Source organism: Roseateles sp. L2-2 (assembly GCF_050613215.1).
GTDB classification, from domain to species: Bacteria; Pseudomonadota; Gammaproteobacteria; order Burkholderiales; family Burkholderiaceae_C; genus Roseateles; species Roseateles noduli.
In genome coordinates, this window is record NZ_CP192509.1 from 4029747 (window position 1) to 4043724 (window position 13978).

Sequence of the window (13978 nt, forward strand, 5' to 3'; positions counted from 1 at the left end):
AGCGTTCAACGTTCAAGGCTGGCGGGCGATGTCGGTGCCCGCTGGCGGCGTGAAGCGGAAGCGATCGGCGGACACCTTGGCGTTGGGCTCGATCGCGCTGAACTGCATCACCGACTGCTGGCCGAAGCCGTCCACGATCTCCAGCGCGCCCAGCTCGCGGCCCTTGAAGCCGAGCTTCAGGCTCTGCAGGCTGCTGTCGTTGCGCTTGGGCGTCGCCTGCACCCAATCGAGGCCGTTCGCCGCAGGCAGGGCCTTCAAGGTGAAGTCCTTGGCCAGGTCACCGCCCGCCAGCAGCGAGACCGGCGTCGCGCCCAGCGCCTGGTCCATGTTGCGGACGCTGGCCTGCTGCAGGTCGGGATCGTAGATCCACACTTCCTTGCCGTCGGCCACGATCAGCTGCTCCGCCGGCTTGGCATAGCTGAAGCGGAACTGGTTGGGACGCTGGAACTCGAAGGTGCCGGTCGTCGTCTTCTTGCGCTTGCCGTCGGGCGCGGTCACGGTCTGCGTGAAGCTCGCGCGGCCGCTCTTCACTTCGCTGACGAACTGCTGCAGGGCGCTCACGCCGTCGGCGTGGGCCAGGGTCGTGAAGCAGACGGCCAGCGCCGCGATGCTTCGGGTCAAGGATCGGAACATGGAAGGGGCCTTCATCTACGTCGCGGTCAGTCGTCCCGCTTGGGCACGATGATGTCGCGGTTGCCGTTGGTGGCCATCGACGAGACCACCCCGGATTTCTCCATCTGCTCCAGCAAACGGGCCGCCCGGTTGTAGCCGATGCGCAGATGTCTCTGCACCAGCGAGATCGACGCCCGCTTGTGCTGCAGCACGATGGCCACGGCCTGGTCGTACATCGGGTCGGACTCGCCGTCGCCGCCCGCGGTCAGGCCGGGCAGTCCGTCGCTGCCGCCATCGCCATCGAGCACACCGCCTTCCAGGATGCCTTCGATGTAGTTGGGCTCGCCCTGCTCCTTCAGGTACTCGACGACGCGGTGCACTTCGTCATCGCTGACGAAGGCGCCGTGCACGCGCACCGGCAGGCCGGTGCCCGAGGCCATGTAGAGCATGTCGCCCATGCCCAGCAGCGCCTCGGCGCCCATCTGGTCGAGGATGGTCCGCGAGTCGATCTTGCTCGACACCTGGAAGGACAGCCGCGTCGGGATGTTGGCCTTGATCAGGCCGGTGATCACGTCGACCGACGGACGCTGCGTGGCCAGGATCAGGTGGATGCCGGCCGCGCGCGCCTTCTGCGCCAGGCGGGCGATCAATTCCTCGATCTTCTTGCCGACCACCATCATCAGGTCGGCCAGCTCGTCGATGACGACGACGATGTGCGGCAGACGCTCCAGCGGCTCCGGCTCTTCCGGCGTCAGGCTGAACGGGTTGGGGATCTTTTCCTCGCGCTCGGCCGCGTCGGCGATCTTCTTGTTGAAGCCCGCCAGATTGCGCACGCCCATCTTGGACATGAGCTTGTAGCGGCGCTCCATCTCGTTGACGCACCAGTTCAACGCGTTGCTGGCCTGCTTCATGTCGGTCACGACCGGCGCCAGCAGATGCGGGATGCCTTCGTAGACGCTCATTTCCAGCATCTTCGGGTCGATCAGGATGAGGCGGACGTCGCGGGCCTCGGCCTTGTAGAGCACCGACAGGATCATCGCGTTGATGCCCACCGACTTGCCCGAACCGGTCGTGCCGGCCACCAGGCAGTGCGGCATCTTGGCCAGGTCGGCCACCACCGGCAGGCCGACGATGTCCTTGCCCAGGCCCATCGTCAGCGGCGACGCAGCGTCGGCGTAGACCTGCGAGCCGAGGATCTCCGACAGGCGGATGGTCTGGCGGCGCGCGTTCGGCAACTCCAGCGCCATGTAGTTCTTGCCCGGGATGGTCTCGACCACGCGGATCGAGGTCAGGCTCAGCGAGCGCGCCAGGTCCTTGGCCAGGCCCAGGATCTGCGAGCCCTTCACGCCGGTCGCCGGCTCGATCTCATAGCGCGTGATCACCGGCCCCGGCGACGCCGCCACCACCCGCACGTCGACGCCGAAATCCTTCAACTTCTTCTCGATCATGCGGCTGGTCATCTCCAGCGATTCGGGCGTCACCGTCTCGATGCGCGGCGGCGGCGAGTCCAGCAGGTCGACCTGCGGCAGCTTGGCATCCGTCGGATCGGTGAACAGCGTCTGCTGCCGTTCCTTGATGACGCGCGTGGACTTCGGCACCTCCGCCACCGGCGGTTCGATGACGATGGGGATGTGGTGCTCTTCCTCGACCAGGCGCTCGACCTCGACGACGGCTTCGCGCTCGCGCTTGGCTTCCTTGCCGACGCGCTTGTCCTCGGCGATCTCGCGGCGCTCGGTGCGCTTCTCGATCAGGGCTTCGATCTTGGTGCCGATCTGTTCGGCCAGGCGCAGCCAGGAGAATTTCAGCGCCAGCGAGACGCCGGCCACCAGCGCCGCGATCCACACGACGCCCGAACCGGCGAAGCCCAGCAGCTTCATGCTCAGCGGCCCCAGCCAGTAGCCGAGCACGCCGCCGGCATGTCCGCCGGGCAGGAATTCGTCCCATCGCCACAGCCGCGTCCATTCGAGCGAGCAACTCGCGGCCATCAAAAGGGCGACGCCGGCGAGGGCCGGCAGGCGGTCCTTGACGGTGGGCACGGACGAACCGTCGGCGCGCAGCATGCGCGCCAGGCCGCTCAGCCACGCGCGCAGCGAGATCAGCACCAGCCACCAGCAGGAGTAGCCGAAGCCGAACAGCATCAGGTCGGAGATCCAGGCGCCGAGCGCGCCGACGCGGTTGTGCGCCGGCGCCGAGGTGCCGGCGGTGCTGAAGGCGGCGTCCGCGCGGTCATGGCTGACCATCGCGAGCAAGACCAGGCACCACACCATCGCGCCGAGCAGCAGCCACAGCGGCGTGCGCAGCGGGCTGGGGGGCGTGGGTGGAGCGGCCGGCGGCGCGGCCTTCTTGGACTTGCGTGCCGGCGCGGGGCGCTCGGTCGGGGCGGCGTCGTCACCGCCGCCCAGCAGGGAACCGGGAAAACTCATCCCTCGATTGTGACGCACAAGCCCCGCGTCCCGGACAGGAGGCTCCCCACCAAGGTGAAGAAACGTTGAAGCGCCGATCGACCTTGCGTCGACAGGCGCTTCAACGGGCGCGCCACCGGGATCGTCAGTCGTGCTGCAGACGTTCCTTGATGACCACGGAGCCGTTCTCGAGCGTCTCGATGACGCCCTTGTCCTCCAGGTCCTTCATGACGCGGCTGACCATCTCGCGCGACGCGCCGACGACCTTGGCCATGTCCTGCCGGGACACCTTGCCGCGGATGATCTTCACGCCCTTCTCTTCCTCCGCCATGTCCAGCAGCGTGCGCGCGACACGGCCGTAGACGTCGAGCAGCGCGAGCGATTCGATCTGGCGGTCCGCGTTTCTCAGGCGCGCCACGAGGCCGCGCAGGATGCCGTAGGCGAGGCTGGACGACTCCGGCAGACCGCGGCCGAAATCGGCGCGGCCCAGCACCAGCATGTCGGTCTGCACCTCGGCACGGACCGTGGCCGAGTGGGGTTCGTTGTCGATGAGGCTCATCTCGCCGACGTAGTCGCCGGGCTGCAGCACGGCGAGGATGACTTCGCGGCCACGGCTGTCCGCGGTCAGCACGCGGGCGCGGCCGTTGAGCAGGATGAAGAGCGCATTGGACTTGGTGCCCTGCTCGACGATCAACTCGCCGCGTTTGAAGCGCCGTTTGACGACGCTGTCCGCGATGGACTGGGCCTGGTCGGCGGTCAGCAGGGAGAACAAGGGAACCCTGCGGATCAGATCCAAGTTGGACAACATGGCCATGAAGGGATGCCTCCTGTCGGTGGTTAGGGTCAATCGTGGATCTCAGGATGGCAGAGGGACCCGCCACCTAGAATGGATGCATTGTGCCAATTTGTTCACGCCTGTTCATAGGGTCAACGCCATAGGCCGCCCGCGCGTCGCCTTAGGCTGTCGTCCCTGCCCGGTCCCTTGCGACCGATGAACGCACCCCCATCTCCCCCGTCATGAGCCAAAACACCCGCCACGCCCAACTGCTGATCCTCGGTTCCGGCCCCGCCGGCTACACCGCCGCCATCTACGCGGCGCGTGCCAACTTGAAGCCGCTTCTGGTGACGGGCATGGCGCAAGGGGGTCAGTTGATGACCACGACCGAAGTGGACAACTGGCCCGCGGACGTGATGGGTGTGCAGGGTCCGGAACTGATGCAGCGCTTCCAGGAACATGCCGAGCGCTTCCAGACCGAGATCGTCTTCGACCACATCAACAGCGTCGACTTCTCCAAGCGTCCGTTCACGCTGACCGGCGACAGCGCGGTCTACACGGCCGATGCGGTCGTGCTGGCCACCGGCGCCTCGGCGCAATACCTGGGACTGCCGTCGGAAGAATCGTTCATGGGCCGCGGCGTCAGCGCCTGCGCGACCTGTGACGGCTTCTTCTATCGCGAGCAGGAAGTCTGCGTGGTCGGCGGCGGCAACACCGCGGTCGAGGAAGCGCTGTACCTGTCCAACATCGCCAGCAAGGTCCACCTGATCCATCGTCGCGACAAGTTCCGCGCCGAGCCCATCCTGGTCGACAAGCTGATGGAGAAGGTCAAGGCCGGCAAGATCGAACTGCACGTGTTCCACACGCTGGACGAAGTGCTGGGCGACGCCAGCGGCGTGACCGGCGTGCGCATCAAGAGCACGCAGGACGGCACGACGACGGACGTCAAGCTGCAGGGCTGCTTCATCGCCATCGGACACAAGCCCAACACCGACATCTTCGAAGGCCAGATCGAGATGAAGGACGGCTACATCCGTACGAAGAGCGGCCTGGAAGGCTTCGCCACGATGACCAGCGTGCCGGGCGTGTTCGCCGCCGGTGACGTGCAGGACCACGTCTATCGCCAGGCCATCACCAGCGCCGGCACGGGCTGCATGGCCGCGCTGGATGCGCAGCGATTCCTGGAGCAGGAATCGGCCTGACCCTCGCGCCCGGCGCGAGCGGCGCCCGCGCAGGGCGCCCGCACCCAGACCCCGACCGGCCCGCCTTTGCGCGGGCCGGCCTGTTTCTGCTACACTCTTCGTTTCCCCGCGCCATCAACCTGTGAAGGATCTTGACGCGAGGAAGATGGGATACCGCCACCCTATGGCGAGGTGAGGCCGCCGCCCGCGACTCGACAGCAAGGTCGGGACGATTGGGACGGTCGCCGGATGACAAGTATCGGAGTGTCCTCATGGCACGCGTCTGCGAAGTCACGGGCAAGAAGCCCATGGTCGGGAACAACGTTTCCCACGCCAACAACAAAACCAAGCGCCGGTTCCTCCCGAACCTGCAATACCGCCGTTTCTGGGTCGAGAGCGAAAACCGCTGGGTCCGTCTTCGCATCAGCAACGCAGGTCTGCGTCTGATCGACAAGAAGGGCATCGACGCCGTGCTGGCCGACCTGCGCTCGCGCGGTCAAGCCTAATCACTGAACCAGGAGCGACACCATGGCATCCAAAGGCGGACGCGAGAAGATCAAGCTGGAATCCACTGCCGGCACCGGTCATTTCTACACCACCAACAAGAACAAGAAGACCACGCCCCAAAAGCTGGAATTCATGAAGTTCGACCCGAAGGCACGCAAGCACGTGCTGTACAAGGAAACCAAGCTGAAGTGATTCAGCCCGGTCCTTGAAGAAAAAACCCGCCTCTCGGCGGGTTTTTTCATGGGCGATCGACAGCGATCAAGCGCACATCAGGAGCAATGAACAGAGGCCGCCACAGCCCCTGCCCTTCTCGCGATCAGCGGACCGGCGCCAGGTGCGCCTTGCCCAGCAGCTCGCGCGCCATCCAGTCGTCGATCATCTTCTTCTCGTAGCGCAGGGACTCGGTGTCGAAATAGCGGTTGCCGCCGCTGTTCTGGTAGTCCATGTCCTTCAGGTCGGCCTTGCCGGACTTCAGCACCTGGCCGTTCTCGCTGAGCGTGTAGGTGAAGCTCATGCGCGGGATCGTCACCGACCGCAGGATGCGAACGCGATCCGTGCGGACGCGCGGCTCGACTTCGCCCGCCAGGTCGACGTCCGTGACATCGATCTTGAGCTGCTTGCCGGGGAGCTCACGCGCCGCGAGCGCCTTGAAATGCTCTTCCAGCTGCTTCATGGCGTTGTCACGATCCACGCCGATCCAGCCGATGTCGGAGAAGTTCTCCGGCTTGATGAAGGTGACTTCCGCCTGCGCCTGAGCGGCCGCGGCGATCGCCCCCAGGCTCACGCTCGTCAGGCCCAACAGCGCGGCGCGCTTGAAGAAGGTCGAGGTCGTCATGTCAGTCTCCTTGTCTGAGAGTCCGGACAAATTATGGGCGTCGCCAAGAAAAAAGGCGCCCTGTAGGGGCGCCCTTTGCATTGCTTCATCTGTCGCTCGGTGAAGGCCGTCACTCAGGACGACTCATCACCCGACAGACGGTCCGATCAGACGCGCACGGTACGCAGGCCCGTCGCGAACGCCTTCAGTTCAGCGATGCCGCTTTCCTCGGCCTTGCGGCACCAGGCTTGCAGGTCATGCACCAGCTGTTCGGCCGACACGTTCGTGCGGGTCCACAGTTGACGCAGCTCTTCGCGCATCGTCACCAGCTTGTCGAGCACCGGGCTCGCGGCGCGGGCGCCGTCCAGCTGCGCCTGGTACGCCGCCGGGATCTTCTCGGCGTCGCGGTGCAGCCAGCGGGTCGCCAGCTTGAACTGGTGGAACTTGACGCTGTGCTGCTCACCCGCCGCCTTCAGCTGGGTCAGCTCGGCCTTGCAGGCGCCGCGCAGACCGCGCGCATAACGCGCCATCACTTCATAGCGGTTGGCGATGATGGCCTCCAGCGTGTCCTTGTCGGCCACGGCCTTGAGCTCGCCGGTCTTGATCTGCGGCGCGGTCTTGCGGACCTTCGCCCAGCCGATCATCTCCATCGCGCGGATGTAGCCCCAGCCGATGTCGAACTCGAACGGCTTGACCGAGAACTTGGCCGACGTCGGGTAGGTGTGGTGATTGTTGTGCAACTCTTCGCCGCCGATGATCACGCCCCACGGCGACACGTTCGTCGACGCGTCCTGCGCCTCGAAGTTGCGATAGCCCCAGTAGTGGCCGACGCCGTTGATCACGCCAGCCGCCCAGAACGGGATCCAGGCCATCTGGATCGCCCAGACCGCCATGCCGGCCACGCCGAACAGCGCCAGGTCGATGATCATCATCAGCGACACACCCCAGACCGAACGGCCCGTGTAGACGTGACGCTCGATCCAGTCGTCCGGCACGCCGTGGCTGAACTTCTTGATCGTTTCCTCGTTCTTGGCCTCGGCGCGATACAGCTCGGCGCCGCGCGTCATCACCGTCTTGATGCCGCGGGTGACGGGGCTGTGAGGATCGTCCACGGTCTCGCACTTCGCATGGTGCTTGCGGTGGATGGCGACCCATTCGCGGGTGACCATGCCGGTCGTCAACCACATCCAGAAGCGGAAGAAGTGCGACGGGATCGGACCCAGGTCCAGGGCCCGGTGCGCCTGCGCGCGGTGCAGGAAGATCGTCACGCCAGCAATGGTGATATGCGTCACCACCAAGGTGAAGACGACGATCTGCCACCAGCTGGCGCCGGTGAGGCCGTCGATCATCCACGCCAGGATGGCGTCATGCACAGACATCAATACGTTCATTCGGTCCTAACCCTGCTCGCGAGGAGCCAGTTGTCCACAGGAAGCCCCCATTGTAGGCGACGCACTCTAGAAATCGCCCGGATGTAAGCCGCTTTCCCGCCGGTCTTTTGACGCTTCAGGACTGGAAGGGCCTGAAGACGTGATCGAACGAACGGTGCAAGCCGTTCGTATCAAAAACAAACCATCGTTCCGGCGCCGAAATCCTGCGCCGGGCTCCGCTGGCTTACTTCTTCCGCTCCCAGACCGCGGCGAAGAAGCCGTCGCTCTGGTGACGATGCGGCCACAGGCGCAGATAGCCGTTCTCCGACAGCGATGCCGCCTGGGATGCTTCGACCTGCGCATGCGTCAGCACGTCCTGTGCCGGGATGAAGTTGAAGTCGGGGTGGGCCTCGGCGAAGGCCTCGGCGACCGACTCGTTCTCGGCATCCAGCAGCGAGCAGGTCGCGTAGACCAGGCGACCGCCCGGCTTGAGCAGGCGCGAGGCGCTGTTCAGGATCGCCAGCTGCTTGGCGTGCAGTTCCTGAATGCCCTCCGGCGACTGGCGCCATTTCAGGTCCGGATTGCGGCGAAGCGTGCCCAGGCCCGAACACGGCGCATCGACCAGCACGCGGTCGATCTTCCCGGCCAGACGCTTCACGCGCTCGTCGCGCTCGTTGCTGATCTGCACCGGGTAGACGTTGGACAGTCCGCTGCGCGCCAGGCGCGGCTTGAGCTTGTCGAGGCGGTGCCCCGAGACATCGAACGCGTAGAGCCGACCGGTGTTGCGCATCGCGGCGCCCAGCGCCAGCGTCTTGCCGCCCGCACCGGCGCAGAAGTCGACGACCATCTCGCCGCGCTTGGCTTCGGTCAGCAGGGACAGCAACTGGCTGCCCTCATCCTGGACCTCGACCTGGCCGCTGGTGAAGACGTCGAGCTTCTGCAGCGCCGGCTTGCCTTCGAGCCGCAGGCCCCAGGGCGAGAACGGCGTCGGCGACGACGCGAAGCCCTTCTCCTGGAGCGCGGCCTGCACGTCCTCGCGCTTGGCCTTCAACAGGTTGACGCGCAGGTCCAGCGGCGCCGGGACGTTGACGGCTTCGGCCAGTTGCCAGAACTGCTCGTCGCCCAGACGCTGCTTCAGCGGGTCGACGATCCAGTCGGGGAGGTTGTGTCGCAGCTTCGCCGGCAGCTTGGTGCGGTCGATCTTCGCCACCTGCTTGAGCCAGTGCTGCTCTTCGTCGTTGAGCGCGGCGCGGAGGAAGGCCTCGCTGCCGGCCCAGGCGAGGATCGCCAGACGCCGCGACATCGGACCGCGGCCCGACTGGGCCAGATGCTGCAGCACCGGACGCAGGCGCAGCACGGCGTAGGCGGTCTCGGCCACGGTGTGGCGCTCACGCTGGCCGAGCGCCTTGTGCGCCCGGAAGAAGTCGGAAACGAGGGAGTCGGCGGGCTTGTCGAACAGCAGCAGGCTGTCCACCAGTTCGGCGCAGAGTTCAAGAAGGGCATTAGGATGCATCGCCCGATTATCCCAGGCTCCGGGCCCGGGACCGCGCCCTGCCCTGTCCCCGCCGTCACGCACCCTCCTCCATGAGCGATTCCCACACGACCCAGGACCCCGCGGCGCACGGCGCCGGCGACCCGTTGCCGCCTCTGCCGGAGGCGCCCGCCGGCCGCTACCGCCACTACAAGGGCGGCGAGTACGAGGTGCGCGGCGTCGTCCGCCACAGCGAGACGCTGGAGGCGCTGGTGCTCTACGCGCCGCTCTACAGCGACAGCGGCCTGTGGGTGCGCCCCTACGACATGTTCGTCGGCACCGTCGAGATCGACGGCGTGGTCCAGCCCCGCTTCGCCCGCATCCCGGATTGAGCCCGGACGGATTCCCGGACGAACGCCCATGCCCTTGCTGCACCAGATCAAGCGTCGTCCCCGCCTGCTGATCGGCGCGGCGACCGGCGCCCTGCTGGCGGCGGCCTGGCCGGTCGAACTGGCCTGGCACACCCGCACGCTGCTCGGCTGGAGCGCCGGCGTCTGGACCTACCTCGTGCTGATCGGCTGGATGATGTTCCGCACCGACGCGGACGACGTCGAGGAGCAGGCCCGCGCCGTCGCGGACAGCGCGCCGACGGTGCTGATCCTGGCGATCCTCGGCGGCGCCGCGAGCATGGCGGCGATCGCGCTGGAGCTGGCGCAGGTGAAGGAGTCCGGCCTGCTGCAGGCCTGGCCGCATCTGCTGGTGGCGTCGGCGACGCTGACCGGCTCCTGGCTGCTGCTGCCGGTGGAGTTCGGCCTGGCATACGCGTCGCTGTTCCACAGCGGGCCGAAGGCGCCCCACGGGCTGGAGTTCCCCGGCGACGAGGAAGCGCCCGACTACCTGGACTTCTTCTACTTCGCGGCGACCGTCGCCGCGACCTCGCAGACTTCGGACGTCGTCGTCAGCGCGAGACCGATCCGGCGGCTGGTCCTCGTGCAGGCGATCCAGGCGTTCGTGTTCAACACGGTCGTGCTGGCGCTCACGATCAACTTCCTGGCGGGCATGCTGGGCTGAACGCCTCAGCCTCGGAGCCGAGGCTCCGCTGCGCCAGGACGATCAGCTGAACATCTGCGAATCGCCGCCGCGATGGAGGACGCGCGCGCCCTCGGTCGCGAGCTGGTCCTCGACGAACCAGCGCACGGCGCTCGGATACATGCGGTGCTCCAGCTTGAGCACGCGCGCCGCCAGCGCCGCCTCGTCGTCGCCGTCCAGCACCGGCACCACCGCCTGCGCGACGATCGGCCCGTGGTCGAGCTCCGCCGTCACGAAGTGCACCGTCGCGCCGGCCACGCGGCAGCCCGCCTCGATGGCGCGCTGATGGGTGTGCAGGCCCGTGAAGGCCGGCAGCAGCGACGGATGGATGTTGAGCATCCGACCCGCGTAGTGGCCGGTGAAGCCCGGTGTCAGGATGCGCATGAAGCCGGCCAGCACCACCAGATCGGGCGCGAAGCCGTCGATGACGCGCTGCAGTTCCGCGTCGAACGCCACCCGCGCCGCATCGCCCTTGCCGAAGGCCTTGTGGTCGACGACCGCGGTGGCAATGCCATGCGCCCGCGCGAATTCCAGCCCGCCGGCGTCCGGCCGGTTGCTGATCACCGCGGCGATGCGGGCCGGCCATCCGCCGGCGGCGCAGGCCTGGACGATGGCCTCCATGTTGGAGCCTCGCCCGGAGATCAGGATCACGATGTTCTTCATGGGCCGGCAGTGTAGCCAAGGGCATGGGCATGACCGGTGTCGCACGGTCCGCCGCTCCCTACAATCGCCCTCCCGCCGTTGCCGTTCCGTCGTTGTCGTTCCGTCGTCGCACGACCGGCCTCTTTCCGAGACCGCCCGCCCCGGCGCGGCCACCGCCCCAGCCCTCCGCCATGACCGACCACCCCACCCCCACCCCGCGCCAGCGCGTGCTGTCCGGCATGCGCCCGACCGGCGCGCTGCACCTCGGCCACTACCACGGTGCACTGAAGAACTGGGTGCGGCTGCAGGACGCCTACGACTGCTTCTTCTTCGTTGCCGACTGGCACGCGCTGACGACGCACTTCCAGCACCGCGAAGGCCTGGAGCAGAGCGTCTACGACATGGTCGTCGACTGGCTGGCCGCCGGCGTCGATCCGGAGCAGGCGACGCTGTTCATCCAGAGCCGCATGCCGGAGCACGCCGAGCTGTTCACGCTGCTGGCGATGAGCACGCCGTCGAGCTGGCTGGAGCGGATGCCGAGCTACAAGGACCTCGTGGCCGAGAACCGCGAGCTGGCGACCTACGGTTTCCTCGGCTACCCGCTGCTGCAGGCGGCCGACATCCTGATCTACAAGGCGGCCTTCGTGCCGGTGGGCGAGGACCAGGCGCCGCACGTTGAGGTCACGCGCGAAGTCGCCCGCCGTTTCAACCACCTCTACCGGCCGCCGACGGCGCCGCTGTTCCCTGAACCGCAGGCGCTGATGACCGAGACCTCGCGGCTGCCCGGCTTGGACGGCCGCAAGATGAGCAAGACCTACGGCAACGCGATCGCGATGCGCGACGCGCCGGAGGTGGTGGCCGACAAGGTGCGCAAGATGCAGACGGACCCTCAGCGCGTGCGCCGCGGCGATCCGGGCGAGCCCGAGCGCTGCCCCGTCTGGGCGCTCCACAAGGTCTACGCCGACAGCGACACCCGCGCCTGGGTCGAGGCCGGCTGCCGCAGCGCGGGCATCGGCTGCCTGGACTGCAAGGAACCGCTGATCGAGGCCATCCACGACGAGCAGGCGCCGTGGCGCGCCCGCGCCGACGAACTGCTCGCCGATCCGAAGAAGGTCCACTGGATCGTCGAGGTCGGCACCGAACGTGCCCGTGCGGTGGCGCGCAAGACGCTGCGCGAGGTGCGCGGCGCGATGGGCATCGACTACTGAGACGACAGAAGCGACTGAGACGACAGAGATGGCCGGCATCCACATCACCGATCTCGAATCCGCCATCAACTGGTGGCGACAGCGCTCGCCCGGCGACGGCGTGACGTTGGGGCCCGAGCTGCGCGCGCTGGCGGAGGTCTATGCGCTGATGGTCTTCCACCACGAGACCGAGTGCGACGAGGACTCCATGCCGCAGCGCGCGCTCGCGGCCTGGCTGCGCTGGTACGACACGACGCCGGACGCGCCGTGCATCGCGATCTGCTCGACCAGCCAGGGCGACGAGCTCTGCAAGGGCTGCGGTCGCACCTTCGACGAGGTCCAGAACTGGCCGGTGCTGACGCCCGGAGAGAAGCGCGCGACCTGGCGCCGGATCACGATCGAAGGCACGGCGTGGCGCTTCAACCGGTATGCGGAGCGCGCCATCGAGTTGCGCGGCGCCAGCGGCCCGGCCGACGCCGGCGGTGCCGACGCGTCCGGCAAGGATTCCGCTTGAGCGCAGCGCTTCACGGCCGGCTCGCCAGCCTGCGCCAGATCCTGCCGCTCGCGTGGCCCGTGTTCATCGGGCAGCTCGCGGTGCTGGCCTATTCGACGATCGACACGCTGCTCGTCGCGCGCCATTCCGCGATCGACCTGGCGGCGCTGGCGGTGGGCTCGGCCGTCTACACCTCGGTCTTCGTCGGCCTGATGGGCGTGGTGCTGGCGATCTCGCCGGTCGCCGGGCAGCTCTTCGGCGCGAAGCGCATGGCCGAGGCCGGCGACAGCCTGCACCAGGCCGCGTGGCTCGCGCTGGCGTTGACGGTCGTCGGCGAACTGATCCTGTGGTTCCCGCAACCCTTCCTGGCAATCTCGCAGGTCAGCCCCGAGATCGCCGCCAAGATCCGCGACTACCTGCGCATGCTGGGCATCGCGCTCCCGGCCGCCTTGCTGTTCACGGCCTATCGAGGCTTCAACACGGCGGTGTCGCGACCCAAGGCCGTGATGGCACTGCAGATCGGTGGGCTGCTGCTGAAGTTCCCGGCCAGCGCGCTGCTGATCGGCGGCTTCACGCTCGGGCCGCTGCACGTGCCGGCGCTGGGCGCGGTCGGCTGCGCGATCGCCACGGCGATCGTGATGTGGAGCCAGTTGCTCATCGCGCTGGCCGTGCTGCGCCGCGATCCGTTCTATGCCGATTTCGGCTTCGCCCGCAGCGGGCTGCACCGTCCGCGCAAGGACACGCTGATGCGGCTGCTGAAGCTGGGCGTGCCGATGGGTGCGTCGGTGCTGATCGAGGTCACCGGCTTCACCTTCATGGCGATCTTCATCGCGCGGTTGGGCACGACGCCGGTGGCGGGGCATCAGCTCTGCGCCAACCTCGTCGCGATGATGTTCATGCTGCCGCTGTCGCAGGCGAACGCCTGCAGCACGCTCGTGGCGCAGGCGATGGGCGCGCGCGACTACGCGGCGGCACGCCGGCTCGGCTGGCACGGCCTGGAGATCGCCCTGGCGATTGCGTTCGTGCTGGGCGGCGTGGTGTTCTCGCTGCGCGAGCAGGTGCTGGGGCTGTACACGAGCAACACCGCCGTGATCGCCGCCGCCCTGCCCCTGCTGGGCTGGTTGTGGCTCTTCCACGTCTCCGACGCCGGCCAGACCGTGGCCGCCTTCGTGCTGCGCGCCCATCACATCGCGACCGCGCCGATGCTGATCTACGCGTTCGCGATCTGGGGGCTCGGGCTGGGCGGCGGCTACTGGCTGGTCTTCGGCGATCACGCCGTCGCGCTGCCCGCAATCATGCAGGGCGCGATGGGCTTCTGGAGTGCCGCCTCGGTCGGTCTGGCGGCGGCCGCGATCGGGCTCAGCATCCTGCTGGCCCTCGTGCATCGGCGAGAGGATCTCAACATCCCCCGACGTGACTGAGCGGGGTGCGCAGG

The 13978-nt window shown here is 67.5% G+C and carries 15 protein-coding genes; 8 read left to right on the forward strand and 7 right to left on the reverse strand.

The features are described from left to right. Positions 1–12: 12 nt before the first annotated feature. From lolA to ACQZ13_RS18090, 3 genes are all read right to left on the reverse strand, one after another. Positions 13–633, reverse strand: a complete 621-nt coding sequence (lolA, locus tag ACQZ13_RS18080) for an outer membrane lipoprotein chaperone LolA (RefSeq protein ID WP_431046798.1) — start codon at positions 631–633, stop codon at positions 13–15. A 26-nt stretch (positions 634–659) separates the two neighbouring features. Then, positions 660–3035 (reverse strand): DNA translocase FtsK, encoded by a 2376-nt coding sequence (locus ACQZ13_RS18085; protein ID WP_431046800.1) that lies wholly within the window; start codon positions 3033–3035, stop codon positions 660–662. A 124-nt stretch (positions 3036–3159) separates the two neighbouring features. Next, positions 3160–3828 carry a Crp/Fnr family transcriptional regulator gene (locus ACQZ13_RS18090; protein ID WP_088383470.1) on the reverse strand — a complete coding sequence of 223 codons (669 nt, stop codon included), beginning with the start codon at positions 3826–3828 and terminating at the stop codon, positions 3160–3162. 203 nt (positions 3829–4031) lie between these two features. Here ACQZ13_RS18090 and trxB point away from each other — a divergent pair, with 203 nt between their 5' ends. The 3 genes from trxB (at position 4032) to rpmG (ending at position 5669) form a co-directional block, all read left to right on the forward strand. Further along, on the forward strand, positions 4032–4991 hold the full coding sequence (gene trxB / locus ACQZ13_RS18095; protein WP_088407486.1) for a thioredoxin-disulfide reductase: 960 nt from the start codon (positions 4032–4034) through the stop codon (positions 4989–4991). Positions 4992–5242: 251 nt separating this feature from the next. Then, a complete protein-coding gene (gene rpmB, locus ACQZ13_RS18100) occupies positions 5243–5476 on the forward strand; it encodes a 50S ribosomal protein L28 (protein WP_088407487.1) in 234 nt (77 codons plus the stop codon). Positions 5477–5498: 22 nt separating this feature from the next. Then, positions 5499–5669, forward strand: coding sequence for a 50S ribosomal protein L33 (rpmG, locus tag ACQZ13_RS18105; RefSeq protein ID WP_067273562.1), 171 nt, complete (start codon positions 5499–5501; stop codon positions 5667–5669). Between the two features lie 124 nt (positions 5670–5793). Here rpmG and ACQZ13_RS18110 read toward each other — a convergent pair whose 3' ends face one another. The 3 genes from ACQZ13_RS18110 to ACQZ13_RS18120 all read right to left on the reverse strand — a co-directional run bounded on the left by ACQZ13_RS18110 (position 5794) and on the right by ACQZ13_RS18120 (position 9174). Next, on the reverse strand, positions 5794–6312 hold the full coding sequence (locus tag ACQZ13_RS18110) for a DUF3016 domain-containing protein (RefSeq protein WP_431046804.1): 519 nt from the start codon (positions 6310–6312) through the stop codon (positions 5794–5796). A gap of 146 nt (positions 6313–6458) precedes the next feature. Further along, a complete protein-coding gene (locus ACQZ13_RS18115) occupies positions 6459–7670 on the reverse strand; it encodes a DesA family fatty acid desaturase (protein ID WP_431046806.1) in 1212 nt (403 codons plus the stop codon). 235 nt (positions 7671–7905) lie between these two features. Further along, entirely contained in the window at positions 7906–9174 is a 1269-nt protein-coding gene (locus tag ACQZ13_RS18120; protein WP_431046808.1) for an RsmB/NOP family class I SAM-dependent RNA methyltransferase, read from the reverse strand. A 71-nt stretch (positions 9175–9245) separates the two neighbouring features. Between ACQZ13_RS18120 and ACQZ13_RS18125 the strand changes: the two genes are divergently transcribed. Then, on the forward strand, positions 9246–9524 hold the full coding sequence (locus ACQZ13_RS18125) for a DUF1653 domain-containing protein (RefSeq protein WP_431046810.1): 279 nt from the start codon (positions 9246–9248) through the stop codon (positions 9522–9524). 28 nt (positions 9525–9552) lie between these two features. After that, on the forward strand, positions 9553–10203 hold the full coding sequence (locus tag ACQZ13_RS18130; RefSeq protein WP_088407492.1) for a DUF1345 domain-containing protein: 651 nt from the start codon (positions 9553–9555) through the stop codon (positions 10201–10203). Positions 10204–10245: 42 nt separating this feature from the next. Here the strand turns inward: ACQZ13_RS18130 and purN are convergent, their stop codons facing one another. Continuing rightward, entirely contained in the window at positions 10246–10884 is a 639-nt protein-coding gene (purN, locus tag ACQZ13_RS18135; protein WP_431046812.1) for a phosphoribosylglycinamide formyltransferase, read from the reverse strand. A 170-nt stretch (positions 10885–11054) separates the two neighbouring features. Between purN and trpS the strand changes: the two genes are divergently transcribed. Genes trpS through ACQZ13_RS18150 form a run of 3 tightly spaced genes read left to right on the forward strand, consistent with a single transcriptional unit; the run spans position 11055 to position 13964 of the window. Further along, positions 11055–12071, forward strand: a complete 1017-nt coding sequence (gene trpS, locus ACQZ13_RS18140; protein ID WP_431046814.1) for a tryptophan--tRNA ligase — start codon at positions 11055–11057, stop codon at positions 12069–12071. 28 nt (positions 12072–12099) lie between these two features. Beyond that, positions 12100–12564, forward strand: a complete 465-nt coding sequence (locus ACQZ13_RS18145) for a DUF3717 domain-containing protein (RefSeq protein WP_431046816.1) — start codon at positions 12100–12102, stop codon at positions 12562–12564. After that, positions 12561–13964, forward strand: a complete 1404-nt coding sequence (locus tag ACQZ13_RS18150; protein WP_431046818.1) for an MATE family efflux transporter — start codon at positions 12561–12563, stop codon at positions 13962–13964. The genes ACQZ13_RS18145 and ACQZ13_RS18150 overlap by 4 nt, the downstream gene beginning before the upstream one ends. Positions 13965–13978 lie beyond the last annotated feature (14 nt).

Bases quoted from the DNA above. Each gene is read 5' to 3' on its own strand.
- rpmB (WP_088407487.1), top strand. From the start codon at position 5,243: ATGGCACGCGTCTGCGAAGTCACGGGCAAGAAGCCCATGGTCGGGAAC.
- ACQZ13_RS18090 (WP_088383470.1), bottom strand. From the start codon at position 3,828: ATGGCCATGTTGTCCAACTTGGATCTGATCCGCAGGGTTCCCTTGTTC.
- ACQZ13_RS18085 (WP_431046800.1), bottom strand. From the start codon at position 3,035: ATGAGTTTTCCCGGTTCCCTGCTGGGCGGCGGTGACGACGCCGCCCCG.
- purN (WP_431046812.1), bottom strand. From the start codon at position 10,884: ATGAAGAACATCGTGATCCTGATCTCCGGGCGAGGCTCCAACATGGAG.
- trpS (WP_431046814.1), top strand. From the start codon at position 11,055: ATGACCGACCACCCCACCCCCACCCCGCGCCAGCGCGTGCTGTCCGGC.
- lolA (WP_431046798.1), bottom strand. From the start codon at position 633: ATGTTCCGATCCTTGACCCGAAGCATCGCGGCGCTGGCCGTCTGCTTC.
- rpmG (WP_067273562.1), top strand. From the start codon at position 5,499: ATGGCATCCAAAGGCGGACGCGAGAAGATCAAGCTGGAATCCACTGCC.
- ACQZ13_RS18115 (WP_431046806.1), bottom strand. From the start codon at position 7,670: ATGTCTGTGCATGACGCCATCCTGGCGTGGATGATCGACGGCCTCACC.
- ACQZ13_RS18110 (WP_431046804.1), bottom strand. From the start codon at position 6,312: ATGACGACCTCGACCTTCTTCAAGCGCGCCGCGCTGTTGGGCCTGACG.
- ACQZ13_RS18130 (WP_088407492.1), top strand. From the start codon at position 9,553: ATGCCCTTGCTGCACCAGATCAAGCGTCGTCCCCGCCTGCTGATCGGC.
- trxB (WP_088407486.1), top strand. From the start codon at position 4,032: ATGAGCCAAAACACCCGCCACGCCCAACTGCTGATCCTCGGTTCCGGC.
- ACQZ13_RS18125 (WP_431046810.1), top strand. From the start codon at position 9,246: ATGAGCGATTCCCACACGACCCAGGACCCCGCGGCGCACGGCGCCGGC.
- ACQZ13_RS18145 (WP_431046816.1), top strand. From the start codon at position 12,100: ATGGCCGGCATCCACATCACCGATCTCGAATCCGCCATCAACTGGTGG.
- ACQZ13_RS18120 (WP_431046808.1), bottom strand. From the start codon at position 9,174: ATGCATCCTAATGCCCTTCTTGAACTCTGCGCCGAACTGGTGGACAGC.